Origin of the sequence: Shimia sp. R10_1 (assembly GCF_017744095.1) — a bacterium.
Classification (GTDB): domain Bacteria; phylum Pseudomonadota; class Alphaproteobacteria; order Rhodobacterales; family Rhodobacteraceae; genus Shimia.
In genome coordinates this window covers 321,330-347,327 of the sequence record NZ_JAGHQX010000005.1, presented here as the reverse complement: position 1 = coordinate 347,327, position 25,998 = coordinate 321,330, and the positions used below count along the sequence as shown (strand labels likewise).

The 25,998-nt window shown below is 59.4% G+C and carries 28 protein-coding genes; 12 read left to right on the top strand and 16 right to left on the bottom strand.

Going from position 1 to position 25,998, the window contains the following annotated elements; genetic code table 11:
- On the bottom strand, positions 1–436 hold a 436-nt coding region (locus tag J7413_RS12130), incomplete at its 3' end, for an NAD(P)/FAD-dependent oxidoreductase (protein WP_209098476.1).
- Between the two features lie 251 nt (positions 437–687).
- Between J7413_RS12130 and greA the strand changes: the two genes are divergently transcribed.
- Positions 688–1,158, top strand: coding sequence for a transcription elongation factor GreA (gene greA, locus J7413_RS12125; RefSeq protein WP_209098474.1), 471 nt, complete (start codon positions 688–690; stop codon positions 1,156–1,158).
- 3 nt (positions 1,159–1,161) lie between these two features.
- Entirely contained in the window at positions 1,162–2,205 is a 1,044-nt protein-coding gene (locus J7413_RS12120; RefSeq protein WP_247743479.1) for a hypothetical protein, read from the top strand.
- A gap of 28 nt (positions 2,206–2,233) precedes the next feature.
- Here J7413_RS12120 and glp read toward each other — a convergent pair whose 3' ends face one another.
- Genes glp through fdhD form a run of 4 tightly spaced genes read right to left on the bottom strand, consistent with a single transcriptional unit; the run spans position 2,234 to position 5,542 of the window.
- Positions 2,234–3,508 carry a gephyrin-like molybdotransferase Glp gene (gene glp, locus J7413_RS12115; protein ID WP_209098472.1) on the bottom strand — a complete coding sequence of 425 codons (1,275 nt, stop codon included), beginning with the start codon at positions 3,506–3,508 and terminating at the stop codon, positions 2,234–2,236.
- A 35-nt stretch (positions 3,509–3,543) separates the two neighbouring features.
- Positions 3,544–3,984 carry a molybdopterin-guanine dinucleotide biosynthesis protein B gene (gene mobB / locus J7413_RS12110; protein ID WP_209098527.1) on the bottom strand — a complete coding sequence of 147 codons (441 nt, stop codon included), beginning with the start codon at positions 3,982–3,984 and terminating at the stop codon, positions 3,544–3,546.
- Between the two features lie 50 nt (positions 3,985–4,034).
- Complete coding sequence (gene mobA / locus J7413_RS12105) at positions 4,035–4,658, bottom strand: molybdenum cofactor guanylyltransferase MobA (RefSeq protein WP_209098470.1); 624 nt, start codon at positions 4,656–4,658, stop codon at positions 4,035–4,037.
- On the bottom strand, positions 4,655–5,542 hold the full coding sequence (gene fdhD / locus J7413_RS12100; RefSeq protein WP_209098467.1) for a formate dehydrogenase accessory sulfurtransferase FdhD: 888 nt from the start codon (positions 5,540–5,542) through the stop codon (positions 4,655–4,657). Before fdhD ends, mobA begins: the two co-directional genes overlap by 4 nt.
- 146 nt (positions 5,543–5,688) lie before the next feature.
- On the opposite strand from fdhD, the gene J7413_RS12095 reads away from it, so the two are divergent.
- Both J7413_RS12095 and J7413_RS12090 read left to right on the top strand, forming a co-directional pair.
- The gene (locus J7413_RS12095; protein WP_209098465.1) at positions 5,689–6,405 is read left to right on the top strand and encodes an AzlC family ABC transporter permease; all 717 of its coding nucleotides are present in this window, start codon (positions 5,689–5,691) and stop codon (positions 6,403–6,405) included.
- Positions 6,402–6,722, top strand: coding sequence for an AzlD domain-containing protein (locus J7413_RS12090; protein ID WP_209098463.1), 321 nt, complete (start codon positions 6,402–6,404; stop codon positions 6,720–6,722). The genes J7413_RS12095 and J7413_RS12090 overlap by 4 nt, the downstream gene beginning before the upstream one ends.
- A 97-nt stretch (positions 6,723–6,819) precedes the next feature.
- Here J7413_RS12090 and J7413_RS12085 read toward each other — a convergent pair whose 3' ends face one another.
- The 5 genes from J7413_RS12085 to J7413_RS12065 form a co-directional block, all read right to left on the bottom strand.
- On the bottom strand, positions 6,820–7,455 hold the full coding sequence (locus tag J7413_RS12085; protein WP_247743478.1) for a hypothetical protein: 636 nt from the start codon (positions 7,453–7,455) through the stop codon (positions 6,820–6,822).
- A 40-nt stretch (positions 7,456–7,495) separates the two neighbouring features.
- Entirely contained in the window at positions 7,496–7,630 is a 135-nt protein-coding gene (locus J7413_RS12080) for an aa3-type cytochrome c oxidase subunit IV (protein ID WP_209098461.1), read from the bottom strand.
- Between the two features lie 115 nt (positions 7,631–7,745).
- Positions 7,746–8,195 carry a DUF6173 family protein gene (locus tag J7413_RS12075; RefSeq protein WP_209098459.1) on the bottom strand — a complete coding sequence of 150 codons (450 nt, stop codon included), beginning with the start codon at positions 8,193–8,195 and terminating at the stop codon, positions 7,746–7,748.
- 10 nt (positions 8,196–8,205) lie between these two features.
- The gene (locus J7413_RS12070; RefSeq protein WP_209098457.1) at positions 8,206–9,252 is read right to left on the bottom strand and encodes an MBL fold metallo-hydrolase; all 1,047 of its coding nucleotides are present in this window, start codon (positions 9,250–9,252) and stop codon (positions 8,206–8,208) included.
- Positions 9,252–10,973, bottom strand: coding sequence for an acyl-CoA dehydrogenase (locus tag J7413_RS12065; RefSeq protein WP_209098455.1), 1,722 nt, complete (start codon positions 10,971–10,973; stop codon positions 9,252–9,254). Before J7413_RS12065 ends, J7413_RS12070 begins: the two co-directional genes overlap by 1 nt.
- Before the next feature lie 119 nt (positions 10,974–11,092).
- On the opposite strand from J7413_RS12065, the gene J7413_RS12060 reads away from it, so the two are divergent.
- Complete coding sequence (locus J7413_RS12060; RefSeq protein ID WP_209098453.1) at positions 11,093–12,037, top strand: L-threonylcarbamoyladenylate synthase; 945 nt, start codon at positions 11,093–11,095, stop codon at positions 12,035–12,037.
- 77 nt (positions 12,038–12,114) lie between these two features.
- On the top strand, positions 12,115–13,257 hold the full coding sequence (locus tag J7413_RS12055) for a serine hydrolase domain-containing protein (protein WP_209098451.1): 1,143 nt from the start codon (positions 12,115–12,117) through the stop codon (positions 13,255–13,257).
- 30 nt (positions 13,258–13,287) lie between these two features.
- Here the strand turns inward: J7413_RS12055 and J7413_RS12050 are convergent, their stop codons facing one another.
- The gene (locus J7413_RS12050) at positions 13,288–13,812 is read right to left on the bottom strand and encodes a YqgE/AlgH family protein (RefSeq protein WP_209098523.1); all 525 of its coding nucleotides are present in this window, start codon (positions 13,810–13,812) and stop codon (positions 13,288–13,290) included.
- Between the two features lie 223 nt (positions 13,813–14,035).
- Between J7413_RS12050 and J7413_RS12045 the strand changes: the two genes are divergently transcribed.
- Positions 14,036–14,842 (top strand): protein-disulfide reductase DsbD domain-containing protein, encoded by an 807-nt coding sequence (locus J7413_RS12045; protein WP_209098449.1) that lies wholly within the window; start codon positions 14,036–14,038, stop codon positions 14,840–14,842.
- Between the two features lie 18 nt (positions 14,843–14,860).
- On the opposite strand, the gene J7413_RS12040 is transcribed toward J7413_RS12045, so the two are convergent.
- The 5 genes from J7413_RS12040 to J7413_RS12020 all read right to left on the bottom strand — a co-directional run bounded on the left by J7413_RS12040 (position 14,861) and on the right by J7413_RS12020 (position 21,869).
- Positions 14,861–18,301 carry an efflux RND transporter permease subunit gene (locus J7413_RS12040; RefSeq protein WP_209098447.1) on the bottom strand — a complete coding sequence of 1,147 codons (3,441 nt, stop codon included), beginning with the start codon at positions 18,299–18,301 and terminating at the stop codon, positions 14,861–14,863.
- Positions 18,302–18,304: 3 nt separating this feature from the next.
- A complete protein-coding gene (locus J7413_RS12035) occupies positions 18,305–19,759 on the bottom strand; it encodes an efflux RND transporter periplasmic adaptor subunit (protein ID WP_209098445.1) in 1,455 nt (484 codons plus the stop codon).
- 149 nt (positions 19,760–19,908) lie between these two features.
- Entirely contained in the window at positions 19,909–20,451 is a 543-nt protein-coding gene (moaB, locus tag J7413_RS12030) for a molybdenum cofactor biosynthesis protein B (protein ID WP_209098443.1), read from the bottom strand.
- Between the two features lie 9 nt (positions 20,452–20,460).
- Positions 20,461–21,066: a metallophosphoesterase family protein gene (locus tag J7413_RS12025; protein WP_209098441.1), complete on the bottom strand. Its 606-nt coding sequence runs from the start codon at positions 21,064–21,066 to the stop codon at positions 20,461–20,463.
- Positions 21,063–21,869 (bottom strand): uracil-DNA glycosylase, encoded by an 807-nt coding sequence (locus tag J7413_RS12020; protein ID WP_209098439.1) that lies wholly within the window; start codon positions 21,867–21,869, stop codon positions 21,063–21,065. Before J7413_RS12020 ends, J7413_RS12025 begins: the two co-directional genes overlap by 4 nt.
- A 113-nt stretch (positions 21,870–21,982) precedes the next feature.
- Here J7413_RS12020 and J7413_RS12015 point away from each other — a divergent pair, with 113 nt between their 5' ends.
- The 5 genes from J7413_RS12015 (at position 21,983) to plsY (ending at position 25,936) form a co-directional block, all read left to right on the top strand.
- The gene (locus J7413_RS12015; RefSeq protein ID WP_209098437.1) at positions 21,983–22,936 is read left to right on the top strand and encodes an aspartate carbamoyltransferase catalytic subunit; all 954 of its coding nucleotides are present in this window, start codon (positions 21,983–21,985) and stop codon (positions 22,934–22,936) included.
- A gap of 111 nt (positions 22,937–23,047) precedes the next feature.
- Positions 23,048–23,614 carry a hypothetical protein gene (locus J7413_RS12010; RefSeq protein ID WP_209098435.1) on the top strand — a complete coding sequence of 189 codons (567 nt, stop codon included), beginning with the start codon at positions 23,048–23,050 and terminating at the stop codon, positions 23,612–23,614.
- On the top strand, positions 23,611–24,045 hold the full coding sequence (locus tag J7413_RS12005) for a hypothetical protein (RefSeq protein WP_209098432.1): 435 nt from the start codon (positions 23,611–23,613) through the stop codon (positions 24,043–24,045). The genes J7413_RS12010 and J7413_RS12005 overlap by 4 nt, the downstream gene beginning before the upstream one ends.
- Before the next feature lie 11 nt (positions 24,046–24,056).
- A complete protein-coding gene (gene pyrC, locus J7413_RS12000; protein ID WP_209098430.1) occupies positions 24,057–25,331 on the top strand; it encodes a dihydroorotase in 1,275 nt (424 codons plus the stop codon).
- Entirely contained in the window at positions 25,331–25,936 is a 606-nt protein-coding gene (plsY, locus tag J7413_RS11995; RefSeq protein WP_209098428.1) for a glycerol-3-phosphate 1-O-acyltransferase PlsY, read from the top strand. Before pyrC ends, plsY begins: the two co-directional genes overlap by 1 nt.
- The last annotated feature ends 62 nt before the right edge of the window (positions 25,937–25,998 follow it).

Below are 25,998 nucleotides of genomic sequence, written 5' to 3'. Positions count from 1 at the left end.
CGCCATAGACCAGCTCAGAACACGCCATGCCCGGGAAGATCTCCACGCCCAGCTCTTCGGCCTGTTCCGCCATCCAGCGACAGACATTGCCCATGGAGACAATGTAGTTGCCGTGGTTGTTCATCAGGGGTGGCATCGGGAAGTTTGGGATGCGGATTTCGCCGGCTTCGCCCAGCATGAAGAAGTTGTCTTCTTTCACCGGGGTATTGAGCGGCGCGCCTTTGTCCTTCCAGTCCGGAATCAGCGCATCCAGACCGCACGGGTCCAAAACCGCACCAGACAGAATATGCGCCCCAACTTCAGAGCCTTTTTCCAGCACCACAACGTCGAGGTCCGCATCAAGCTGTTTCAGACGGATCGCAGCTGACAGACCCGCAGGGCCCGCGCCAACAATCACAACATCATACTCCATGGCTTCGCGTTCGATTTCCGACATTGGCTTCCCCTTCCGGCTCGCTGGGTAATATTCTTTCGCATCTGCTAGCGTGACTATATTCGATCCGTCAATCAGAACCCGACGACATTTCGCCCTATTAAAGTGATTTTGCGGCACAGCCGCACATTTATCCTTGCAATAGGAGGACCACTTGCATTTTTAAGGAGCCTCGGTGCATGCTGCACTGCAACAGTTGAAACAGAACTGCCGCCCTGCTGTTATGGCGGCCAAAAACCAACGGGACCGCACCCATGGAAAAACTACCAATGACTCGCGCTGGTCACTCAGCGCTCGAAGCGGAATTGAAGCAGCTGAAAACAGTCGAACGTCCTGCAATCATTGAAGCAATTGCATCTGCGCGTGAGCTTGGCGATCTCAAAGAGAATGCCGAATATCACTCTGCACGTGAAAAGCAGGGTTTTATTGAGGGCCGTATCAAAGAGCTTGAAGGCGTGATTGGGCTTGCAGAGGTTATTGATCCTGCGACCTTGTCTGGCGCCATCAAATTTGGCGCAACTGTCACCTTGGTGGACGAAGACACTGACGAAGAGAAGACATGGCAAATTGTTGGCGAGCACGAAGCCAATGTGGAAAAGGGGCTTCTCAACATCAAATCGCCAATCGCCCGCGCCTTGATCGGTAAAGAAGAGGGCGACAGCGTTGAAGTGCGCACGCCAGGCGGCGAAAAAAGCTACGAAGTGCTCACGATCGCGTATAAGTAACTGATGAGTACCAGACAGACAGGTATGAAAGACGAAACGCAATCCCAGTCGACGCCGCTGGGAATCTACGAAAAGCCTTTGCAACCAAAGATCACCGTCGTCGAGTGGATTGCGGTTGGCGCGACTTTCGCTTGGCTGCTCGGGGCGGTCGTGTTCTTTATGATTCTCCCTGGCAATCCGTTTGATCATTCCGATGGCGTCGCCTTCTTGATGACACTGTTCACGGTGTTCATGCCCGTTGCGATGATCTGGGTGGCGGCAACCGCTGCCCGCTCATCGCGCGTGATGCGTGAGGAAAGCGCGCGCCTTCAGGCCGCCATTGACGCAATGCGCCGCACCTATGTGCTGCAGGCTCAGGGCGCACAAGTCGCCCAGGGCGTTGAGCCGTCTGTGACAAAAAAACTGGATGAGATCGCAGCGGCGACGCGGAAAACAGAAACCGCTTTGGCGACCTTCTCGTCCAGCCGTGACCGAACAGACAGCATTCGCAAACCCGTAGCTCCAGACACGCCAGAGCACGCGCAAATCGATCAAGGCACGCTCGCCTTGGGCACGCCCGCAGAGGATCTTTCTCCGCCTCTTGCGCGTTCCGATTTCATTCAGGCCCTGAATTTTCCCGAAAACGCAGAGGATGCAGATGGCTTTGCCGCTTTGCGAAAGGCGCTACGCGACAGGCAAGCCGCCCAGCTGATTCAAGCGAGCCAAGATGTGCTAACCTTGCTCAGTCAGGACGGCATCTACATGGATGATTTGCGTCCAGACTTGGCACGGCCTGAAATTTGGCGCCGCTTCGCATCTGGCGTGCGTGGCAAGCCCATCGGCGCATTGGGCGGGGTGCGAGATCGCAGTTCTCTTGCATTGGCTGCGGGCCGCATGAAGCAAGATGCGATTTTCAGAGATGCCGCGCACCACTTCCTCCGCCGGTTTGACAACAGCTTTGTCGAGTTTGAGGAAACAGCCACCGACTCAGACATCGCAGCGCTTTCCGAAACACGTACAGCGCGCGCATTCATGCTTTTGGGCAGGGTTGCTGGGATATTTGACTGACCTATACTTGGAGGCAAGGATGCCGCGTTCAGCTCAAACCGAACGCTGTGTAGGGGTAATATGCAACAAGGCTCCCCTCGCCGACCTGCATCGCCTCATCGGGCAACTCAACCAATCCCTCAGCCCAGCTTAGACCACTGATCCGGCCTGACCCTTCTGAGCGAAACACCTCTGCTTTGCCGTCCCTCAGACGCGCTCGAAGGTATTCTCGCCGTCCCGCTTTCTTGCTCTTTGTGAACGCTGCGGGCACCCACTGCGGCGCAGGAAGCTGCCATCCTGCCCCCGCCAGACAAGACATCGCAGGCTTCGCAAAGATCAATGTACAAACCATCGCCGCAACAGGGTTTCCCGGTAGGCCAAATACGGGCGTCCCATTCCACATCGCCAAAGCCAGCGGCCGGCCTGGCTTGATGGCAAGGCGCCAAAGCGCCATCGCTCCTGTCTCATTCAACAGGGCTGACATGTGATCTTCGTCCCCCGCAGAAGCGCCTCCAGACGTCAGGATCACATCAGATTTCGACGCAGCTTCATCAAGAAACCGCTTCACGGCCAACCGATCATCGGGGGCACGTCCCATATCTACCGGCTCGAATCCAAACTGTAAGATCATTGCCAACAGCATTGGGCGATTGGCGTCATAAATCTGATCAGCACGTGCGGCGTCACCCGCCTCTGCCAGTTCGTCTCCGGTCGAAATAACTCCGACTTTCAGTCGCTTATAAACCTTAAGCGCACCAATGCCTGTGGCGGCCACAAGGGCCAAGTCAGCAGGTGTTATCTGTCGGCCCTTTGCCAAGATCACGTCACCGGCGGCGACATCCTCACCTGCTTTGCGCGTGTTCGCGCCTTTCTTGAGAGGCCCATGAAACGCAATCGCGTTACCGTCCGTGTTGACATCTTCCTGTAAAATCACGGTGTCCACGCCGTGGGGAATGGTAGCGCCCGTCAAAATACGTATCGCGTGTCCTTCTGGAACTGCGCCCAGATAGGGCGCACCAGCAGCAGAGCGCCCCGGTACCAACGGGAGGCTCTGTGGACCATTCACAATATCAGCATGTCGCAGGCCGAAACCATCGACAGCAGAGTTGGGCTGAGGCGGGTTGGAACGCTGCGCTATTGGGTCTTCTGACAGAATGCGGCCGAGCGCATCTGCGAGCGCCACATATTCTTCGCCGACGCAAATATCCAAGCGTTCTTTGAGCAGCACCAAAGCTTCGGCAACAGGCGTCCAATGCGTGTCAGAAGGCAGCGCGAAACAATCGTTTTTCAACGGTGGTGGCACCAAGTCATTGTCTTCAGCCATAGTTATACCCTCCCGGCAACCACCTGAAACAGCGTCTACATTCCAAGATCAGCGAGAATAAAATCTGCGATCGCGGTAGTGTCATTCAAATCTATCACCGGCCGATCAATTTCAAGCGACGTGTCTGAAGCAATCGCGCGCACAGTCAGGTCGTCCGGCGCTATCAGCGGATTGCCAGTCACCGCGCGGTGCGCTTCGACCTTGCGGTGATTGTCGCGTTTATAACCTTCAATCAAGATCAAATCGACGGGTGCGAGTTTCTCCAACAATTCTGAGAGTGGCGGCTCCTCTGCGTCACGCAGTTCATGCATCAAAGCCCAACGCGTACCGCTTGCCAACAACACTTCGCTCGCGCCCGCAACCCGGTGCCGATGACTATCTTTTCCGGGCTGGTCCACGTCGAAACTATGGTGCGCATGTTTGATGGTCGAAACCGAAAATCCGCGCCCCGTAATTTCGGCCACCAAACGCTCCATCAACCCTGTCTTGCCGGAATTCTTCCAACCGACCACGCCATAAACCTGCTTCACTCTTCGGCCTCTCCAGACATCCGGCGCGCCTCTTTCAGGTCCTCCGGGGTGTTGACATTAAAGAACGGATCCAACCCGTTATGCATGAATGTGGCTTCACCAGCGTTGTGCTTATCCGTCCACAGCACCACTTTTCTCAGACCGTCTTTCAATGCGTTTCGCAAGTCATCACGCAGCGCAACCGGCCAAAGCCCAAATGTTGGCTGTCGCCAGACTTTAGCACCAGACTGACCTGACGCTGCGAGAGCAATCGGATGGTCTGCCTGCTCGGAAGCCAAAAGCAAACGCGGGACCAAATCGCATGGAAAAAACGGGGTGTCAGCCGCAGCCGTGACGATGGCATCAGCGCCTTGCTCCGCGGCCCAATCAAGGCCCGCAAGGACACCCGCGAGAGGGCCCGGGTACTCTGCAAGAGAGTCCGGCACCACTGGCAAAGCCAAGTCTTCAAACCGCGCAGGATCGCCATTGGCATTCAGCGCAAGCCCCGCGACCTGCGGCTCCAACCGGTCAATGACATGCTGTAAGATACTGCGATCCCCAAGCATCAGGCGGCCTTTGTCACCACCGCCCATGCGTGTGGCCTGCCCGCCGGCGAGGATCACTCCCAAAGGTTGCTTCACGCTGTTTCTCCGCCTTTGCGTCCTTGTTTGCGAGGTTCTTGCGGGACGCTGTGCGGATCGGCATCTCGCACGAGACGCTCCTCTCCGCTCAAACATACAAACCGCTGCCCTCGCATGCGGCCAATCAGGGTCAAGCCAACCTGTTGTGCAATTTCAACGCCCCACGCGGTGAATCCAGACCGCGAAGCCAGAACAGGAATGCCCATCAACGCACATTTGATCACCATTTCTGAGGTCAGCCGCCCCGTGGTATAAAGCACCTTGTCCTCTGCGCTGACGCCTTCCTGAAACATCCATCCGGCGATCTTATCCACAGCGTTGTGGCGTCCTACATCTTCCATATAAACAAGGGGTTGCGCCCCCTGACACAACACCGTGCCATGGATAGCCCCCGCCTCCAGATAAAGAGAAGGGGTGCGATTGATTTTATGCGCCAGAGTGTAAAGATCGCTGGTGCGCACTGCGGTCTTGGACAGGGTGACCCCGTCTAAGCCTTCCATCATATCGCCAAAGACTGTTCCGACAGCGCAGCCGGATGTGCGGGTCTTTTTCTTGAGCTTTTCTTCGTGATTTGTTTGCGCTTCGGTGCGCACCACGACAACTTCAAGCTCTTCGTCATAATCCACGCCTGTCACTTTGTCTGACGGCTTAAGCATGCCTTGGTTGAGCAAAAACCCAAGAGCGAGATAGACTGGATGATCCCCAATGGTCATTGCCGTCACGATCTCGCGGCTGTTGAGGTAGATGGTCAGGGGGCGCTCTTCCACAACCGAGATTTCAGTCGCTTGCCCAAATTGATCGGTGCCCATAACCGCCCGCGTCAAACGCGGCGCTTTGGGGTTTGGCGCAATCAAATAGCCCGCTGTCTCTGGTGCATCTGCCATGAAACATCCTCCACATCGCATTGAAACCTAATCAGCTTTCCCGAGAATGACCACCATCAATCCAACACGTTTGCGTCTGTTCAATCCATTGCAACCCTGCCCTGAGTTGGTTAGGCGTTGCATGCTTTGTTTGCTTGGCGGACCTCATGACATCTTTCTTTGATCGCACCGAGTTTATGCGCGGCTTTCGCCATGGTCTGCCCTTCCTGTTGGTGGTTGGGCCCTTTGCTTTGCTGTTTGGGGTGGTGGCCACGGAAGCGGGGCTCCCTGTCTTGCAAACCCTTGCTTTTTCAGTGGTTGTCATTGCCGGCGCGGCCCAATTCACCGCGCTGCAGCTTATGGCGGAAAACGCGCCGACTGTTGTTGTGATTGCCTCCGCGCTGACCGTAAATCTGCGCATGGCGATGTACTCGGCATCGCTGACACCACACTTTGGGGGCCTGCCTTTCTGGCGACGGGCCTTCGTCGCTTATGGCTTGGTCGATCAGAGCTATGCCCTTGCAATCATTGAGTTTGAGAAGCGTACTGAAATGACGCTGGGGCAAAAGTTCTCTTACTTTGTGGGCTCCATTACCCCTGTATTTCCAGTCTGGTACGCCGCCACATTGGTGGGCGCGGTGGTGGGGCAGGCCATTCCGCCTTCCTTTGCGTTGGATTTTGCGGTGCCGATCACGTTTCTGGCGATGATCGGGCCGATGCTACGCACCAAAGCCCATGTTCTGGCGGCGGTGGTCTCGGTCATCACGGCGCTGACATTCGCCTTCCTGCCTTGGAACCTCGGGCTGATGGTGGCCGCTGCGGCAGGAATGATCACCGGAGCTGAAGTTGAGCGGCGCACCGAAAAAGCGAGGGATTCCAAATGAATGAGGCCACGACCTGGATCATCATCATTTGCATGGGGATCGGCAGTTTTGGGCTGCGCTACGTGTTTCTGGGCATCATCGGCGACCGGCAAATGCCCGAGTGGGTGCTGCGCCACCTGCGCTACACCGCTGTTGCGGTGCTGCCCGGTCTTGTGGCTCCGCTGGTGATCTGGCCAAGCGCCACAGGGGGCGAGCCTGACCCTGCGCGGATGGCGGCAGCGGCGGCGACGCTGGTCACCGGCTACGTCACCAAAAACATTCTTTGGGCGATCCTCGTCGGTGCGTTAACCCTTTTTGGCGGGCTGCAAATCCTCTGAAAATCACACGTCGGTATCGCGTCGGTATCCCTACGGTATTGCGTCGGTGGCATTTCACGCACAGAACTTCCGAAAATTCATGGTTAACGTGCGCAGATCAGTTGGTCGCCGCGCGCTCATATTCCGGCACAAAAGCCGCAAGAACTTTGGATTTGTCCGCGTCGTCATATTCAAACAGACGATCATAGCTCGCCCCTTTGGCCGCGAAATACTCGCTCAGCTTAAGCGGCGAAAACGTGCCCGGCGCATCTTCAAACCCCGGCAAACTCGACAGCAACTGCGAGGTGGTCAGCGCACATTGGGATTCCAACACCGGACCAAGAGACTGCGCCTTACGAAGTGCCAGTTCGGCGACCTCTGGACTGACGTCCAGAGACTGCACAACGACATGGAAGGTCTCGCGTGCATGGAAGCGGGTGTATTGATCCACAAGGTAAGGTGACATGCCGTAGACCACGTCATTTTTGGCGATGATGCCTTCGGTACGAAACGAGCCAGCCGGATCAAAAGCCACACGTTCGCTGGCGTTGATCAATAGAGAACTGTGCGCCCCTGCCCCATTGTCATTGGACACCATGGTATAGAGCGTCAGCTGTTTGGGACCGGAATGCGCATACCGCGCCGCAGCAACGTCACGGTCGGGTGCGTTGGTCTCCACCGGATTGCGAATGGTACAAGCCGCAACAGAAAGCGCCAGCAAAGCCAGCGCCATCATACGAAGAGTTCTGATCATGAGGGGGCACCTCTGTGGCCCGAATGCGGCCCTTTAGACCTTAGCTGTTGAAGAGCGCCAAGAAGACCAGAATGCCAATGCTGCCAGCGGCCACATACACAGAAGCTTTGATAAAGCCTGCAAAGGTTTTTTCCTGAACTTCGATATCCATCGAGCCGTGTTTGTGTTCTGCCATGGTCATTCCTCCTGTCGCTTACGTTTTGGATAGCTGATTCAGCATCACCTGTCACCCTGCCTGCGCAAAGCAAGCCCGGTGAAAGGCGACACAAAATGACGCACGGGCCGCGCGCCTACTTCTTCAGCCCTTCTGCAAGGCGGAAACCGATGCGCGTGGGGGCCTCGCGATCATCGCTGGGTTTGGGCAATGCACGCAGCATCACATTGAGCTGGCTCACATGCTGTACCAGCTGGGTTTTGATGCCGCTTGAGTCGGTACCGTAGAAGGTCACAATGTCAGGATCAAAATAGCCCATGCCCTCGATCCGCAGTACACCGGCCTCACCGCCGACAAAACCCATGGCAACTTCGTGGGATTCATCCAGCTGCTTTTCAAAGTTCTGGATATAGAGGATCAGCCGCTCATAGGCCCATTCCGCTGCGCTTTTGGATTGCACGGGTTCCTTGGCGACCTTTTCGGGCACCTCGACCTCTGCCACGTCTGGATTGGAATGTACCTCACGGCGGCGCGGCAGAGCCGCAGCCTCTGCTGCCTCTGCTGTGGTCTTGATGTCTTCGCTCATAAAAGCTGCCTTATTTGATCCTCTGCCAGACGTAGGCGCCATCTTCGCGCATTGTCCGGCTTATCTCCCCAATCTGGTAGAGATGGTTCAAATGAGCAAGGGCCTCCACCAAGGCGAGGCCATAGGCCCCTTCATCAATGGTGCGTTTGAACAAAGGCGGAAAGCATTCACCTGCGGTTTTCGGATCGTCCAAGTGATCTTTCAAGCGGTCGAGCGCGCCGTGGTGGTTGTCGATCAGTTGGCGCATGCGGGTTGGCGCGCCAGTGAAGGGCAGTTTGTGGCCGCCAAGAATCAGCTGGTCCTCCCGCGCGTAGGTCGCCAGCCGTTCACAGGCCTCCAGCCAGTCGGCCACCGGATCGGCCTCTGGCTCTGTGGCGTAGACGCCGATGTTGGAGCTGATGGACGGTAGGATCTGATCGCCGGAGAGCACCAGATGATCATCACGGCTCCAGAAAGTGGCGTGCTCTGGTGCATGGCCGTTGCCGATATGCACATCCCAGTCGCGTCCGCCCATGCGGATCACATCATCCTGTTTGACGCGCTTAAAGCCAAGCGGCATAGGCGCGACCATATCAGCAAAATTGAAGGGGCGTTCGCTGGCACGTTTCTGGAAAATCTCTTCGTCCATGCCGCAAGCACGATAGAAATCCAGCGTTTCCTGACGCGGCAAAGCCTGTTCATCGAGCTGAAGCATACGGGCAAACAGCCAAGCCGTGCGGGTGGTCCAGAGCTCCGCGCCATGTGCGGACTGAAACCAGCCCGCAAGGCCAACGTGATCGGGGTGGTGGTGGGTCACGACAACCCGCCCCACGGGTTTTCCCGCAAGCGGGCCATCAAGCAGCTTTTGCCAGATCGCGCGTGATCGCTTGCTGTCAAATCCTGTGTCCACCACCGTCCAGCTGTCGCCCTCGTCCAGCGCGTAGATGTTGACGTGATCAAGCTTCATAGGCAACGGCAGGCGCATCCAGAGCACCCCTTCGGCCACGGTGATGGCCTCCCCCTCTGCCGGGGGAGTGTCCCATGGATAGCGGATGCCGCCGGCCGCGCCGTCTGCCATCAGGCGGCTCCCAGTTCTTCTGGGCTCAGCGCATAGAGATCGCTTGCGCCTTCCATGGCGTGGGCCAGCACGCCCGCGTGCTCTGGCAGCAGGCGTTTGATGTAGAATTTCGCCAGTTTGCTGCGTGGACCTTCGCCGCCCTCCGCAATGGCGGCACGCAGGTGGTAGTAGCCACCCAGCACGCGGGCAAAGCCGCGCAGGAACGGCACGGAGCCAGCAAAGCGGTCGTTCAGATCGCCCTGTGCCACCATCCATTCGGTGGCCTCGCGCAGGGTTTCGGTGGCCTGCCACAGAGGCTCTGCCAGATCGGCCATGCTTTCACGCACTTTTTCGGCGCAATCTTCGATCTCATCAAGGATGGCGTAGGCGGCGTCGCCACCGTCCATCAGTTTGCGTGCCACAAGATCCATGGCCTGAATACCGTTGGTGCCTTCATAGATCGCGGTCACACGTACATCGCGATAAAACTGCGCAGCGCCGGTTTCTTCGATGAAACCCATGCCACCGTGGACCTGCACACCGTCCTCCGAGACTTTCATGCCCACATCGGTGCCAAAGGCTTTGGAAATCGGGGTGAGGAAGGCGGCGCGGGCTTTCCAATCTGCGGCGCCTGTGGCGGTGCCCATGTCAATCGCGACAGCGCAGGCCATTTCGATGGCGCGGGCCGCGAAGATGTCGGCCTTCATGCCGGTCAGCATGCGGCGCACATCGGCGTGATCCATGATGGTGCCGGTGCCACCCTCAATCGGGCTGCGGCCCTGGGTGCGGTCCATCGCGTAGCTGAGGGCGTGCTGATAGGCCGCCTCGGCGGTGCCGACGCCCTGACCACCCACGCCAAGGCGCGCGTTGTTCATCATGGTGAACATGGCTTTCATGCCGCCGTGCTCTGGGCCGATCAGCCAGCCTTTGGCCCCGTCGTATTGCATCACGGCGGTGGGGGAGCCGTGCAGGCCCATTTTGTGCTCAAGGCTGACCACTTTCAGCGTGTTGGCCACACCGGGCGCGCCGTTTTCGTCTGGCAGGAACTTTGGCACGATGAAGAGGCTGATGCCTTTGGTGCCGGGCACACCATCGGGCAGACGGGCCAGAACCAGGTGGCAGACGTTTTCGGTGAAGTCGTTGTCCCCCCAGCTGATGTAGATCTTCTGGCCGGTGACCGCGTAAGAGCCATCGCCGTTCGGCTCCGCTTTGGAGCGCAACGCGCCCACGTCAGAGCCTGCGGCGGGCTCAGTCAGGTTCATGGTGCCGGCCCATTCACCTGAGATCAGCTTGGGGAGATAGGTTGCTTTGATCTCATCAGAGGCGTGATGCTCCAGCGCTTCGATCTGCCCCTGTGTCATCAGCGGGTTGAGCTGAAGCGACAGGCAGCCGGAGGCCATCATTTCGTTGACCGCTGTGGTGATGGAATGGGGCAGGCCCATGCCGCCAAAGGCCGGATCGGCGCTGGTGGAGACCCAGCCGCCTTCCGCAATCTGTTTGTAAGCCTCACCAAAGCCCGGAGAGGTGCGCACAACCCCGTTTTCCAGCACGGCCCCTTCAAGATCGCCGTTGCGTTGCAAGGGCGCCATGACCTCTTCGACCATTTTGCCTGCTTCTACCAGAATGGCATCGCGCGTATCGCTGTCCGCATCGCCAAAGCGTTCGGTTGCAGAGATCTGAGCGAAATCGACCACGTGGTCGAACAGAAATTGGAAATCAGTCACTGGGGCGCGAAAGGGCATGTGTCTCTCCGGCAGGCTTGGCTTTGTGTAATGACGCTTGTATGCAGCTTTTGAACGCCAAGATAGTGGGGCGGCTGACCCTATCATAGCGGAACGCCACGTCACAGGAGAGCCCTGAGTTGGACACCAAAACCCTAACCGCCACCGCCGATGGCTTTGCTGAGGCTGCGACTGTTCTGACAGGCGGCGGTTTGGTCGCGTTCCCTACGGAAACCGTGTATGGATTGGGGGCTGACGCCCGTCAGGACCACGCCGTGGCGCGGATTTTTGAGGCCAAAGGACGCCCCAGATTCAACCCGCTGATCGTGCATGTGGCCACTGTGGAAGCTGCGAAACGCTACGTCATTTGGAGCGACACCGCAGATCGGATCGCCGCAGCCTTCTGGCCCGGTCCCCTGACGCTGGTGCTGCCGATCCGCCCGGATTCGGGCCTGTCACCGCTCGTCACCGCCGAATTGCCGACGCTTGCGATCCGCGTACCAGCTCATCCGGTGGCAAAGGGCCTGCTTGCGGCCTTTGATGGCCCGGTTGCCGCGCCCTCCGCCAATCCGTCAGGCAAAATCAGCCCCACAGAGGCTGCGCATGTGGTTGCTGGGCTCGCAGGCCGGATTGAAGCGGTGGTGGATGGCGGGGCCTGTGATGTGGGCGTGGAATCCACCATTCTCGGGCTGTCAGAAACCCCAACACTGCTGCGCCCCGGTGGCCTCCCGGTGGAAGCATTAGAGGCCGCACTGGGTGCGCCGGTGACCGGCCGGGCGGACAACGCCCCGCTGACCGCGCCGGGACAGATGACCTCCCACTATGCCCCCGGTGCTACGGTGCGACTGAACGCAACCGACATCACGGCTGGCGAGCGGCTTTTGGGCTTTGGCAAGGTTGAAGGTGCAACCCTGAACCTGAGCCCGGCAGGCGACCTGACCGAAGCGGCGGCCAATCTATTCCACCACCTGCACAAGCTTGATCAGGACGGAGACGCCCCTATTGCAGTGTCCCCAATCCCGGAAACAGGGCTGGGGCTGGCGATCAATGACCGGCTGAGACGGGCAGCTGCACCAAGGGATTGAGCCCTCACGCCTGCACCGTTGTTTTGAAAAGGCCGCTGCGCTAGCCTCCCTCCCAATCAAGATCTGGGAGGAATACAATGTCGTCTGAGAATTTTGATCGCATCCTCAAAGATGCCGTCGCCGCACAGGATGTGCCCTTTGTGGTGGCCATGAGTGCCAACGCTGATGGGGTCACCTATAGCGGCAGTTCGGGAGAGGCTGCCGCAGGCCGCCCCGCCGCGGAGGATACGGTGTTTCGGATATTTTCCGCCACCAAGGCCATCGGGTCGGTGGCAGCGATGATCCTGATTGACCGGGACAAATTGTCGATGGACACACCAGTTGCCGACATTCTGCCCGAATGGGACAGGCTGCAGGTGCTAGAGCGCTGGGATGGAGACACGCCCGTGATGCGTGCGCCCAAAACTACGGCCACCATCCGCCATCTGGCCACCCATCGCAGCGGTCTGGAGTATGAGTTCTGGAATCCAGATGTGGGCAGATACCTCGAAGCGACCGGGCATCCGAGCATTTTGAGCGGCACCAAAGCCGCGCTCAGTTATCCGCTGATGTATGATCCCGGCGCGCGCTGGGGTTATGGCCCCGGCATCGACTGGTTGGGGCAAGTTGTTGAGGCCCTTGACGGGCGGCGGATTGACCAGTTCTGCCACGAGGAAATCTTTGCCCCGCTGGGCATGACAGACACTGCCTTTGAACAGGATGCCTTTGCGGACCGGCTGTCAGAGGTGCGGGCACGTGATGAGAACGGCAATTTTGTGCCCTTTGAATTGGCTCCGCCGCCAAAGCCGGAAGTCTATGGTATGGGGCATTGCCTCTATTCCATCGCAGCGGACTACATGAAATTTCTCCGCATGTTTTTAAACAAGGGCACACTGGACGGGCACCGCATTCTCTCTGAAAAAGCCTTTGCCGAAATGCTGGAGGACCAGATGGAGGGCAAGACCTTTCAGAAAATGGTGACTGTGGCGCCACCGGTGACAGCAGATGTGGAATTGCCAGAGGGCACCACGCACAGCTTTGCGGCTGTGCGCTTTGAGGCCGATGTTCCAGGGCGACGCAAAGCCGGGTCACAAAGCTGGGCCGGGGTGTGCAACACCCATTACTGGGTTGATCCAGCGTCAGATGTGGCTGGCCTTGTCTTCACACAATCCCTGCCCTTTGTGGAGGCGCGCTATTTGCGGACCTATGAAGCGTTTGAAACGGCGGTTTATGCGCCATGAGGCTGGTTGAGGCAGGCTTTTGACCCGCTTCTAAGCGCGCCCGGCACTGGCTGAGAGCGTCAGCGCATCCACCCCGAGGCTTTTAAGCGCGTTGCCCCATTTTTCGCCATCAGGCGCGTCAAACACAAGATCGGGTGCGGCCTCGGCCACAAGCCAGCCATTCTCACCAATCTCGCGCTCCAGCTGCCCTGGCCCCCAACCGCTGTAGCCCAGCATGGTCAGTGCTTTTTGCGGGCCACGACCCTCTGCCATATCCTCCAGCACGTCCTGTGTGGTGGTCAGGGCAAAATCGGCGCCCACTTTCATATGGCTGAGGCCGGATTGATACTCAGGGGAATGCAGTACGAACCCGCGCCCGGTTTCCACAGGCCCGCCAAAATGGAGCGCGGCGGGCGCCTCTTTCTGATGAGTGGAAATAGAGAGCTGTTCAAACAGATCGGTCAGTTTCAGACCGTCGATGGATTTGTTGATGATCAACCCCATTGCGCCCTTTTCGGAATGCTCACACATCAGCACAACCGAATTGGCAAACCGTGCGTCTTCCATGCCGGGCATGGCAATCAAGACCTGCCCGGTGAAATCGAGCTCATCTTTTGTCTCTTTGCGGCTTTTGTCTTCGCTGCTCAAAACGCCTCCTTTGTCAGACGCGCTGTCTGTTCAACCACCATGTGCGCCAATCATCATAGACTCAAGAGGTAAGCGTTCTGTTTCAATCACACACAGCAATCTCGCCCAAATGTGAGTTGGAATTCGCCCGATTCTGGCCCATCTGATACACATGTTCAAGACAATCGTCCGCCGCCTCGCCCCGCTCTGCGCCCTCGTATTGCCCGCCATGGCCTCCGCTCAGTCCTTTGACCAAGTGGTGCAGGCGGAGGTTTTGCCCGGTTGGCGCAATGCAGACGGCACGCATATGGCGGGCGTGCGGATCACGCTCAACCCGGGATGGAAGACCTATTGGCGCGCGCCCGGCGACGCCGGCATACCGCCTCAGATTTCCTGGCGCGGGTCGCGCAATGTGGGAGATCTGGCGATCAGTTGGCCGACGCCCGACGTGTTTTATGAAAATGGCATGCGCTCCATCGGCTATTCCGAAGATCTTGTTTTGCCTGTGAAGATTGCCCCGAAACAGGCTGGCAAACCTGTGCGTCTGAAAGCGGTGCTCGACATTGGTGTGTGTCGCGAGATCTGCGTGCCGCAGCGGCTCAAGATTGACGGCGAGCTGGCAGCACCCGGTGCGCGAGATGCGCGGATTGTGGCCTCCATTGTGGATCAGCCGCTGTCTGCAGAAGAGGCTGGCGTGCATCAGGTCACTTGCACCCTGACGCCGAGTGCGGATGGGATCAAACTGCAGGCCAAGATCAAGATGCCGCGGGCGGGGGCTGACGAAGTGGCGGTGATTGAAACCGCCAATCCAGAGATCTGGGTGGCGGAAGGTACGACCAAACGATCCGGGGACACTTTGGTTGCCGAGACCGAAATGATGCATGTGTCGGATGCGTCGTTTCTGATCAATCGCGCGGATCTGCGTTTCACCGTGCTGAGCACTGGTGAAGCGGTCGATATTCATGGCTGCACCGGCTGAGACCGATGGCCCGTTGGATTAGCCCGCAGATGATGTAGACGTTTTGCCTGCTTTGATCATCATCCACGCCGCTGCCACAAAATAACTGATCAGGCAGATCAGACCTGCGCCCAGGGCAAAAACTGGCAAGGCTCTGGCTGGGGCGGATGCCGCCTCTGTCGTCGGGCTGTCGGCGACTGTGAGCGGCGCCTGCGCCTGAGCCGACAGCGCCGCAAGCGCTGGGTGCAGCTCCCCCTGAACCACGGCCCATCCAATCGTGAAGGCAAACCAGACAGCCACCGCCCCAGCCACAAGCGCCAACAGACCCTGCAGCGAACGCACCCGGCGCGCGCGGCCCAAGGCCCGCACCTGACTGGAAAAATCATTCTGGATGGCCATCAATGCAGGCACCACAATCAGCACCAGCACCATGCCAAAGCCCAGACCATAGACCAGTGTGATCACCGTGGGTTTGAGAAACTGCGCCTGCTGACTGCGTTCAAACAACAGCGGTGCAAGCCCCAAAACCGTGGTGGCCGTGGTCAGGAAGACGGGACGCAAGCGATCTGCGGTTCCGTCGATGATGGCAGGGATCATGCCGCGGTCTTTGGCGTGATCGTCTATCGTGGTGACAAGCACAATGCTGTCATTGATGATGATCCCGGTCATGCCCAAAAGCCCCACAACGGTGAACATGCTGAGCGGCACATTGTGGAAGTGATGCCCATAAATGGTGCCCACAAGCCCAAAAGGAATGATCGCCATGACCACCATTGGTCGGGTCCAGCTGGAAAACACCCAAGCCAGCACCAGATAGATCCCTGTCAGGCACAAGATCATGCCGGTGCGCGCATCGTTGAGAAACTCATCTTCCTGCTCAGCGAGACCAGCAAGGCGCCAGTCGACCTGTTTTTCACTGGCAATGGCGGGTAGAATCTCGCTGCGCAAACGTTCCAGCACCGCTTCTGCGCGGGCGGGATCATCCTCGGAGATATCGCCGGTGACATTGATCAGACGCAACCCGTTTTCACGGCGTACGGTGCTAAAGCCTGTACGACTTTCTACGGTCACAACATCTGCAAGTGGGACATAGGCGCCATCCGGAGTGCGCATCAGACTGCCCTCAAGAAAATCCGCAGTCAGTTCCCCGTCCGGCAGTTCAACTCGGATCGCGGCACTGCGCGGGCCATCTGGGTAGGTGGCCGCCTCAAGCCCATTGAGACGGTGACGCAGCTCGCGCCCCAGCGCATCGATGGAAAAGCCCAGCGCCCGGCCCTGCGGGGTCAAATCAAGGATCAGCTCTTCTTTGTCATAGCTGAGATTGTCCTCAACCGCAGACACCTCTGGGAAGTCTTCAAGGGCGGTTTTGAGCGCTTCGCTTGCGGATTTGAGGGTCGGGCTGTCCGCGCCATAAAACTCCACATCAAGCGCATCCCCACCGGGACCTGAGCGCCAGCCACGGAAGCTGATTTGATCCAGCAGGGGGTGACGCGCCACACGGTCCTGCAATTCACCCACAAACGCAAAGCTGGAATAGGGGCGCAGATCTGCATCAATCAGCTCGATACTTACACTGCCCAGAAGATCCCGATCCAGACTCTCCGTTCCGGGAATGGCCCGCCCGCTGTTGCCACCAACTTCCGCCATGACAAAGGCCAGGGGGTTGGTGCCATGGCGCTCTTCGTAGTCTTTACCAAGCTCTTCGACAGCGCGCTGCATTTCTTTCATCATCGCCAAGCTGTCATCGCGGGTTGCGCTTGGCAGCATTGCAAAATTGCCAGTCACAGAGCCCCGCTCCGGTGCGTTAAAGAACCGCCATTTCACATCGCCATTGATGAAAAGGGCCGCCTGTGTGGCCAGCGCCACAAATGCGATTGCCAAAACCGGATAGCGCGCCCAGATCACCAAACGCATGAACGGACGAAAGAGCGTTTCACGCACCCAACGGAAGCCCTGGTTCACCACCCGGCTTGGCACATCATACCAATGCTCTTTGGCGGAATGTTTGATGGCGTGCGCCATGTGATGCGGCAGGATCAGAAAACACTCCACCAAAGAGGCGATCAAAACCGCAATCACGGTGAAGGGGATATCTGAGATCAGATCGCCGAACCGCCCCCCCACAAAGGTCAGGCCAAAAAAGGCGATCACTGTGGTGAGCGTGGAGGAAAACACCGGCATCGCCATACGACGGGCTGCATTTTCTGCGGCAACGGGAGCGGGTTCGTTGAGGCGGCGGGCGCGGGCGTCTGCGTGTTCGCCCACCACAATGGCATCATCGACCACGATCCCAAGTGTGATGATGAGGCCGAACAGGGAAATCATATTGATGGTCAGCCCACCCACATACATCAGAGCGACCGCCGCGAACATGGCGGTGGGAATGCCTGCAGCCACCCAAAAGGCTGTGCGCGTGTTCAGAAACAGAAACAGCAGGATCAGCACCAAAGACAGGCCCGCAATGCCATTGTCCAACAGAAGATTCAGACGGCTTGTGATCGCCTCTGAGCGGGTGCGAATGAGATCAAGGGTCACCCCTTGGGGCAAGGTGGCCTGCATCTCCGCGGCGACCGCTTCCACCTTTTGCTGGATGGCAATGGCGTCGCCTGCGTTGGTGCGATCCACGCGGATCGACATTGCCGGGTTGTCGCCCACGAAATAGGCGCGATCACGGTCGACCCCCTCCAAGCGGAGGGTGGCCACATCGTCGACGGTGAGTTTTGTCCCATCGGGGTTGGAGCGCAAAACAATGCCTGCGATTTCATCCGGGGCACGCTTCTCTACACCGGTGCGCACACGGGCAAAGGCTCCTGTGACGTCCCCTGCGGGATCGGCATTGACCTCTTGTGCGATGGCGTCCGCAATCTGGGCAATCGCGATATCGTGAGTGATCAGATCAACAGAGGAGACTTCCACGATGGTTTGGCGCTCGGCTACGCCGCGAATTGTGGTGCGGGTCACCCCCTCGGCATAAAGGCGCGCCACAAACTCATCCGCATAGCGGGCCAATTGATCTGTCCCCACAGGCCCTGTGAGCACCACATCCGTGACACGGTCGCGCCAGACGCCGCGCCGCACTTCGGGCTCGTCCGCTTCCTGCGGCAATGTGGTCACTGCATCAACGGCGACCTGCACATCATCGGTGGCTCGACCCATATCCCAGCCGGGCTCGAACTCCAGCGTGATGCGCGCATTGCCTTCGGTGGAGCGGGATTCTGTGTTGGTGACACCTTCCACAGACAAGAGGGCTGGCTCCAACACCTGAACGATCGCCGCATCCACATCTTCGGCGCCTGCCCCCTCCCAGCTGACCAGCACCCGCACGTTGTCGACAATCACATCGGGGAAGAATTGCGCCCGCATGCGTGGCATGGCGGCGATGCCTGCGATGATCAAAAGCACCAAAAGCAGGTTGGCTGCGGTGCGATGGCGGGTGAAATAGCTGAGGATACCGCCAGCGCGGGCGCCGATGTCACGCATGACTTATCCCCCCATCCGGCTGCGCAAACGCTCCACCATACGCGCGGGCACCTCTGGCTCCGCGAGCGCGCGCAGCATGCGCTCTTTCGCCTCGCTGGGCATGCGGCGGTTGCCTTCGATGGCCGCAACGAAGCGTTGGCGCTCCTCATCGGACAGGGCCACCATTTCAGGGGCTTCGATTGCGGAACGATCGCCTGTCAGAGGTTTGACGGAGATGCCCTCCCCCAGAAGGGGCGTGCGGCGGGTGACAACAAGCTCGCCAGTGATCTCTGGCGCACGCACCAGAACGTCGTCCTGTTGGCGGCGGATCAGGGTCACTTTGCGCGCCTGCAGACGGTTGCCCTCTCCGACGATCAGCACTTCGCCTGTGGCGCTGAGGGCGGTGGCAGGCAGGCGCACGACATTTTCAAGCGCAGGTTCTGTGACACGGACAGTCACAAAATCACCCGGTTTAAGCCCACGCGCGCTGTCAAGGCGGGCAAAAAGCACGCGCCCGGTCTGACCTTCGCCAACAGCGGCCGCATCCCGCGTGATCACGCCAGTGGCCGACAAATCGGTGTTGAGTGCATCAAGCGACACGCGCACCTCTGCCTGAACCAGCTGATCCTCGGGATCCAAGAGCCGCGCATACTGGGTGGTGGACACACGAAAGGCGACTTCCAATGCGTCAGCGTCAATCAAGGTCGCAAGGCGTTCGTTCAGCGATACGAGCCCGCCCTGCACGATGGTCACCTCTGACAGGGTGCCGCTGAAATCGGCGGTGATGCGCGTGTCATCGAGATCTTTCTGCGCCTCTGCGAGCAGGATAGAGGTGCGCTCAAGACGGGTTTTGGCCTGATCGACACGGGCCTCTGCCTGCGCAACAGCGCGGCGGTTGGAAAGCACAGCTTGTTGGGCTCCGGCCTGTGCCAGCTCGGCGGTTTCGACAGAGGCGGCGGTGCCGACACCGCGTTCCTGAAGATCGACCTGTCGCGCAAAGGCGGTCTGGCGCAAGGCGAGCTGCGCCTGTGCGGCGTTCAATTCATCCCGTGCGAGCGCCAGTGTGCGGTCCGCATCCCGTTGCTCGGCCTGCGCATCAAGGAGATCGTTGCGGCCCCGGTCCAGCGCATAGCGCGCCTTGGTGGGGTCCACTTGCACAAGCACTTCGCCGCTGGTGACACGCGCCCCATCCTCAAAATTTTCTGAAAGCTGCACCACGGTGCCGGCTGCGGCGGCGCGCACTTCGAGCGAACGGCGGCTTTGCACTTCGCCAAAGGCGACAAGCTCTGGGTTTTCGACCCCGGGTTCTGCGCGTTGCACATTGACCGTAAACACACGTTCGTTGGCAGGCGGGCCTTTGATATCCTGCGCCAAACGGTCTTGCACTGCACCATGGATCAAATACCCGGCATAGAGCATGAGCGCTGCTGTCAGGGACAACAAAAAGAGGCCCGTCAGGCTCTGCCGCAAGAATTTCATATGCTCCGCCTCCGTGCGTGGCTTAGGTCCCATGATGCGCCTGTTTGGGCAGGATTCCAAGCAGACGCCTTCATATTACGGAGGCGCCCGCAGTTTCCGTCACTTTAATTTCGAAAATGATACCCGCAGCAAGTCAGGGCCCGGGCGCATCACTTGCGACGCTGGTGTTCATCCAGCCGCGGCATGATTTCTACGAAATTGCAGGGGCGGTGACGATAGTCGAGCTGAAAGGCGAGGATCTCGTCCCAAGCATCCTTGCAGGCGCCGGGGCTGCCGGGCAGCGCAAAGAGGTAAGTGCCCAGCGCAACGCCTCCGGTGGCGCGGCTTTGCACCGCGCTGGTGCCGATTTTCTGCATCGAAACCATGGTGAACACCGTGCCGAAGGCGTCGATCTCTTTTTCATAGACATCGCGGTGCGCCTCAACCGTGACATCGCGTCCGGTGAGGCCGGTGCCGCCGGTGGAAATCACCACATCAATCGCAGCATCCGCGCACCATGTACGCAGCTGATCAGCAATCTCTGCGCGCTCATCACGGATGATCTTGCGATCTGCGAGCACATGTCCTGCCGCCTCTAGCCGCCCCACCAGCACATCGCCGGAGCGGTCTTCTGCCAGTGCGCGGGTGTCACTGACCGTGAGCACGGCGATGCGGACAGGGATGAACTCTTTGCTTTCGTCAATACGGCCCATGAGCTGCTCCTAGTTTTGCGGGGTGACATCCAGCCATGTGCCGGTGGGGCCGAGGTTCATCACACGGCTGTCACCCACCATGGCGCTTTGCCCCCAGCAGTCATGAATATGGCCACAGACCACAAGCGGCGGCGCGATGCGTTTGATGGTGTCCAGCACGGCAGTGGAGCCAAGCGACAGACCGTTTGAGGCCACATCTACCACACCTTTCGGGGGTGAGTGGCTGATCAGAATATCGGCGGCGTCACAGTTGGCGAGCATGGCTGCGGCCTCCGCTTCGTCCAGATCACAAGACCAGTCTTTGAAAGGGGTGACAGGCACAGCGTAGCCCAAACCAAAGAGCTTGAGGCCCTCAAATTCATGGGCCTCGCCATGCAGCACAACCGCATTGTTCGGTGCGGCGGCGCGCAGCTCGGCTTCGCTTTCGTTGTTGCCGGGCACCATGACCATGGGCGTCGATATGTCTGAGATCAGCGCCAATGCACCTGCCAGATCCTGACGATGGTTGGTGAAGTCACCTGCTGCGATCACCAGATCGGCCTCTTTGCTGGCCTCCACAAGGCGGGCGGCATGCACGCGAGCGCGGTGCAGATCGGAAAAGGCCAGAATTTTCATGACAGTGTCCCCAATTTGGCTTTCAGGCTTAAAAGATCGGCCCAAGCTTCGCGCTTGGCCGCTGGCTTGCGCAACAGGTCGGCGGGGTGCAACATCGGCAACACAGGTTTGCCAAAGGCCTCCTGCCAGTTGCCACGCAGCCGGGTGATACCGCGACGCCCGAGCACCGCGTCACAGGCGATATTGCCCATCAGAATGATGACATCCGGCGCGGCAAGTTCAACATGGCGCGCCAGAAACGGGCGCAGCATGGCAATCTCTTCCGGTTTGGGATCCCGGTTCTGTGGCGGACGCCATGGCAGAACATTGGTGATATAGACCGCATCCTCAGATACTGGCGCCGCGCGATCCAGATCAATCGCGGCAAGCATCCGATCCAGCAGCTGCCCTGCGCGGCCCACAAAGGGTTTGCCTTCGCGGTCTTCATCGCGCCCCGGCGCTTCGCCGATGATCATCACCCGCGCGGCAGGGTTGCCATCAGCAAAGACCAGATTGCGCGCGCCGCGTTTGAGATCGCAATGCTCAAAGGCTGCAAGCGCAGCTTCGAGCTCATCCAGTGATTGGGCCCGTTGCGCAACCGCTTCTGCCTCGGCAGCCGTATCAACCTCAGGGACAGGCTGCACCGGCATTGGCTGGGCAGGCTGTGCGGCAGATTTCTTGGCTTTTGGAGCCTCTTTTGGGGCCTCATAACGATTAAAAGGCGCATCCAGCAGAGCCTCTGTCGCACCCAGCTCGACCTGCCATTCCAGCAGGGCGCGCGCCGTGTGATAATCCAGTGCGGAGAGGTCATAGGTCGATTCCATGGCCACAGACTATCCTTATGCCCTGCCAGACAAAAGGGCACATCACACCACACGCTTGCCCCGCCCCGCTGCGCTACCTATAAGCGGGCCAATATCGGCATAAGGAGCAGGCTATGCGCTTTGACCACAAGCACCTTCTGGGGATCGAGCCTTTGCGGCCCGAGGAAATCACCACCGTGCTGGATCTGGCCGATCAATATGTCGATCTGAACCGTCGCGCGCACAAACATTCTGATGCGCTGAAGGGCCTGACGCAGGTCAATATGTTCTTTGAAAACTCCACCCGCACGCAGGCGAGCTTTGAGCTGGCTGGCAAACGACTGGGCGCGGATGTGATGAACATGGCGATGCAGGCCAGTTCGATCAAAAAGGGCGAGACCCTGATTGATACCGCCATGACGCTGAACGCCATGCACCCCGATCTGCTGGTGGTGCGCCATCCGCATTCTGGCGCGGTGGATCTTTTGGCGCAGAAAGTGAACTGTGCGGTGCTGAACGCGGGCGATGGCAAACATGAGCACCCCACGCAGGCCTTGCTGGATGCGCTGACCATCCGCCGCGCCAAGGGCCGCCTGCATCGCCTCAACATCGCGATCTGTGGGGATGTGGCCCATTCACGCGTGGCGCGCTCCAACTTGATCCTGCTGGGCAAGATGGAAAACCGCGTGCGCCTGATCGGGCCGCCCACACTTGTGCCCGGCAACTTTGCCGAATTTGGCGCAGAGATCTATGAGGACATGGAAGAAGGTCTGAAAGACGTGGATGTGGTCATGATGCTGCGCCTTCAGAAAGAGCGCATGGATGGCGGCTTTATCCCTTCCGAGCGCGAGTACTACCACCGCTATGGGCTGGACGCAGCCAAGCTGGCCCACGCCAAAGATGATGCGATTGTCATGCACCCCGGCCCGATGAACCGGGGCGTGGAGATTGACGGCGAGATCGCAGATGACATCAACCGCTCCGTTATCCAGGAACAAGTTGAGATGGGCGTGGCGGTGCGCATGGCGGCGATGGATCTTCTGGCGCGCAATCTGCGGGCCAACCAGCCTGCGGTGGCGGAGGTTTAAGGGCATGGAAGATCCCAAAGATCCCCGCATGTCTGGCAGGGTCGCCACGGTGGCGCTCATTGTGATGTTTGCCTTTGTTGGCCTGATGATCTGGATCGGGGGCTAAGCGCGATGCGGGTGTCTGCCACCGAGCACGGGCTGGTACGGCTGTTTGCCGTGGACCTGCCCCCGGAGCAGATTGCGCAGTTTCGTGATATGCCTGACGACTCCGAGGACAGCGCGGACTGGCCGGTGGCAAAGGCGCTGGGGGCCACGACACTGGACGCTGAATTTGTCGAGCTGTTTGATTTGCGCGACCTCGAGGATCTGGGGCTGACCGGCTATATGGTCGAGGGTCTGGGCATCGCGGCGGCGGACGTGAAAGAAGACGCCGCGCGACTAGCCAGCCAGAAAGGCTGGATGTTGGTGGTGCTGTCATCGGCTTTTGAAGGTGTGGCGCAGACACTAACGCCGAAATCCCCGCTGCGCTGGATCGGCACCTACAAAGAAGAAACCGCGCCCGTGCAGTTTTCCCTGTTGCCGGACGCCTCTGCGAAAGGCGCGCCACTTCCGCCGGAAGACGATCCGACCCCCGCCCCTGCCCCACGCAGCCCTTACCTCACCCTGCTTGTTGCGCTTGTGGCTCTGCCACTCTGCGCGGCATTCCTTGGCCTTTTGATATTATGGATGATCGGATGACACCCCATCTGACCCCCGCCGCAGATTTGCTGGAAAACGAACGCGTGCAACAGAGCTTTGCCGCGGATCGCGCCACTTATATCCGCACGAACACCTGGCTGGCCGCCGCTGCCATGATCGGCGGCATGGCGGTGCTGTGGCTTTTGGGCAATCCGTATGTCTGGACCGGCGCGGTCGGAGGACTGGGGGCGATCGTGGTGCGCGGGGCCTATCTGATGTCTGATGAGCTGGCGATGCGCTGGGATTTGACCAATCAGCGCCTGCTGGGACCGGGAGGGCGCATCATTGCGCTGCAAAACATCGAAAAAATCAACAAAATGGGCAGTTTCGTGCAGGTTGTGACCCAAAGCGGGGACAAACATCTGATCAAGTATCAGAGCGACCCTGAAGCCACGATGACCGCCCTGAAGCGCCAGAGCGGCGCCCTTTAAGGAGAGCAGAGATGACCACGCTTTTCACCAATGCCCGCCTGATCAACCCGGCAGAGGGCACGGATGCCTCCGGCTGGCTGCTGGTCACGGATGGCAAGATCGCAGGGTTTGGCACCGATGCGCCGCCAGCAGCGGAAGAGACCATCGATTGCGGTGGGCTGTGCCTTGCGCCGGGGATTGTCGACATTGGCGTGAAGGTCTGTGAGCCGGGCGAGCGCCACAAGGAAAGCTACAAATCCGCAGGCCTCGCGGCGGCAGCGGGTGGTGTGACCACGATGGTGACGCGCCCTGACACGCTCCCTGCGATTGACACGCCAGAGGTGCTGGAGTTTGTGGAACGGCGCGCCAATGAGGCGGCCCCGGTGAACGTGCTGCCCATGGCTGCACTGACCAAAGGGCGCGAAGGCCGCGAGATGACCGAGATCGGTTTTCTGATGGATGCGGGCGCGGTGGCCTTCACCGATTGTGACCACGTGGTGCGCGACACCAAAGTCTTGTCACGGGCGCTGACCTATGCGCGCTCTTGCGGGGCGCTGGTGATGGCCCATCCGCAGGAGCCTGTGCTGTCCAAAGGTGCGGCAGCGACGGCGAGCAAGTTTGCGGCGCTTCGCGGCTTGCCGTCGGTCTCGCCCATGGCGGAGCGTATGGGGCTCGATCGTGACATAGCAATGGTCGAGATGACCGGCGTGCGCTATCACGCGGATCAGATCACCACGGCGCGCGCCCTGCCCGCGTTGGAACGCGCCAAAAACAACGGGCTGGATGTGACAGCGGGCACCTCGATCCACCATCTGACGTTGAATGAGCTGGATGTGGCAGATTACCGGACGTTTTTCAAAATCAAGCCGCCGCTGCGCGCGGAAGAGGACCGTCTGGCGCTGATTGCGGCGGTGAAATCCGGGTTGATTGATGTGATCAGCTCTATGCACACGCCACAGGATGAAGAAAGCAAACGCTTGCCATTTGAAGAAGCGGCCTCTGGCGCGGTGGCGTTGGAGACCCTGCTGCCGGCGGCGATGCGGCTGTATCACAACGGCGATCTGACCCTGCCCGAGCTGTTCCGTGCGCTGGCGCTGAACCCGGCGCAGCGTCTGGGGCTGGAAAGCGGGCGGATCGCGGAGGGTGCGCCCGCCGATCTGGTGTTGTTTGACCCGGATGCGCCTTTTGTGCTCGACCGGTTCAAGCTGCGCTCGAAATCCAAGAACACCCCTTTTGATGGGGCGCGGATGCAGGGTAAGGTACACGCAACTTACGTGGCCGGTGAGGCCGTATACCGGAGAGACTGATGCCCGTACTGGAAACCGCGCCCGCCGCCCTGCTTCTATGGGCCGTGATTGGCTATCTTTTGGGCTCGATCCCCTTTGGCATGGTGCTGGCCCGCGTGATGGGGCTAGGCAATCTGCGCGATATCGGATCTGGCAACATCGGCGCGACCAATGTGCTGCGCACGGGCAGTAAAAAGGCGGCCGCACTGACCCTGCTGCTGGATGGGGGCAAAGGCGCAGTGGCGGTGCTGATCGCGCGCGCCATGGCGGCGGAGGACGCTGCGCAGATCGCCGGTTTGATGGCCTTCCTCGGCCATTGCTATCCGGTGTGGCTGAAATTCAAAGGCGGCAAAGGGGTGGCGACCTTTCTGGGCCTGATCCTCGCGCTGGCCTGGCCGGTCGGCATTGCCTGCTGCCTGACATGGCTTGTGACGGCAGCAATCAGCCGGATTTCTTCGCTCTCAGCCCTTGTGGCAGCCTGTGCAAGTGGGGTTTGGATGTTTGTGCTGGGCTATGGCAGCGCGGTGTATCTGGCGCTGTTGCTCGCGACCATTGTGCTGTGGCGCCACCGTGAGAACATCGAACGGCTGCAAAAAGGCGAAGAGCCGAAGATTGGGGCGAAGTGAGAGGCGATTGGTGTTGGCAGGTCAGCTGTGAGCCCTGCCTTCGCATCATCGATAATTGCCAG

Excerpts from the sequence above, each read along its gene's own strand:
- greA (WP_209098474.1), top strand. The coding sequence starts at position 688 with ATGGAAAAACTACCAATGACTCGCGCTGGTCACTCAGCGCTCGAAGCG.
- J7413_RS12120 (WP_247743479.1), top strand. The coding sequence starts at position 1,162 with ATGAGTACCAGACAGACAGGTATGAAAGACGAAACGCAATCCCAGTCG.
- glp (WP_209098472.1), bottom strand. The coding sequence starts at position 3,508 with ATGGCTGAAGACAATGACTTGGTGCCACCACCGTTGAAAAACGATTGT.
- mobB (WP_209098527.1), bottom strand. The coding sequence starts at position 3,984 with ATGGAGCGTTTGGTGGCCGAAATTACGGGGCGCGGATTTTCGGTTTCG.
- fdhD (WP_209098467.1), bottom strand. The coding sequence starts at position 5,542 with ATGGCAGATGCACCAGAGACAGCGGGCTATTTGATTGCGCCAAACCCC.
- J7413_RS12095 (WP_209098465.1), top strand. The coding sequence starts at position 5,689 with ATGACATCTTTCTTTGATCGCACCGAGTTTATGCGCGGCTTTCGCCAT.
- J7413_RS12090 (WP_209098463.1), top strand. The coding sequence starts at position 6,402 with ATGAATGAGGCCACGACCTGGATCATCATCATTTGCATGGGGATCGGC.
- J7413_RS12085 (WP_247743478.1), bottom strand. The coding sequence starts at position 7,455 with ATGATCAGAACTCTTCGTATGATGGCGCTGGCTTTGCTGGCGCTTTCT.
- J7413_RS12080 (WP_209098461.1), bottom strand. The coding sequence starts at position 7,630 with ATGGCAGAACACAAACACGGCTCGATGGATATCGAAGTTCAGGAAAAA.
- J7413_RS12075 (WP_209098459.1), bottom strand. The coding sequence starts at position 8,195 with ATGAGCGAAGACATCAAGACCACAGCAGAGGCAGCAGAGGCTGCGGCT.
- J7413_RS12070 (WP_209098457.1), bottom strand. The coding sequence starts at position 9,252 with ATGGCAGACGGCGCGGCCGGCGGCATCCGCTATCCATGGGACACTCCC.
- J7413_RS12065 (WP_209098455.1), bottom strand. The coding sequence starts at position 10,973 with ATGCCCTTTCGCGCCCCAGTGACTGATTTCCAATTTCTGTTCGACCAC.
- J7413_RS12055 (WP_209098451.1), top strand. The coding sequence starts at position 12,115 with ATGTCGTCTGAGAATTTTGATCGCATCCTCAAAGATGCCGTCGCCGCA.
- J7413_RS12050 (WP_209098523.1), bottom strand. The coding sequence starts at position 13,812 with ATGCCCGGCATGGAAGACGCACGGTTTGCCAATTCGGTTGTGCTGATG.
- J7413_RS12045 (WP_209098449.1), top strand. The coding sequence starts at position 14,036 with ATGTTCAAGACAATCGTCCGCCGCCTCGCCCCGCTCTGCGCCCTCGTA.
- J7413_RS12040 (WP_209098447.1), bottom strand. The coding sequence starts at position 18,301 with ATGCGTGACATCGGCGCCCGCGCTGGCGGTATCCTCAGCTATTTCACC.
- J7413_RS12035 (WP_209098445.1), bottom strand. The coding sequence starts at position 19,759 with ATGAAATTCTTGCGGCAGAGCCTGACGGGCCTCTTTTTGTTGTCCCTG.
- moaB (WP_209098443.1), bottom strand. The coding sequence starts at position 20,451 with ATGGGCCGTATTGACGAAAGCAAAGAGTTCATCCCTGTCCGCATCGCC.
- J7413_RS12025 (WP_209098441.1), bottom strand. The coding sequence starts at position 21,066 with ATGAAAATTCTGGCCTTTTCCGATCTGCACCGCGCTCGCGTGCATGCC.
- J7413_RS12020 (WP_209098439.1), bottom strand. The coding sequence starts at position 21,869 with ATGGAATCGACCTATGACCTCTCCGCACTGGATTATCACACGGCGCGC.
- J7413_RS12015 (WP_209098437.1), top strand. The coding sequence starts at position 21,983 with ATGCGCTTTGACCACAAGCACCTTCTGGGGATCGAGCCTTTGCGGCCC.
- J7413_RS12010 (WP_209098435.1), top strand. The coding sequence starts at position 23,048 with ATGCGGGTGTCTGCCACCGAGCACGGGCTGGTACGGCTGTTTGCCGTG.
- J7413_RS12005 (WP_209098432.1), top strand. The coding sequence starts at position 23,611 with ATGACACCCCATCTGACCCCCGCCGCAGATTTGCTGGAAAACGAACGC.
- pyrC (WP_209098430.1), top strand. The coding sequence starts at position 24,057 with ATGACCACGCTTTTCACCAATGCCCGCCTGATCAACCCGGCAGAGGGC.
- plsY (WP_209098428.1), top strand. The coding sequence starts at position 25,331 with ATGCCCGTACTGGAAACCGCGCCCGCCGCCCTGCTTCTATGGGCCGTG.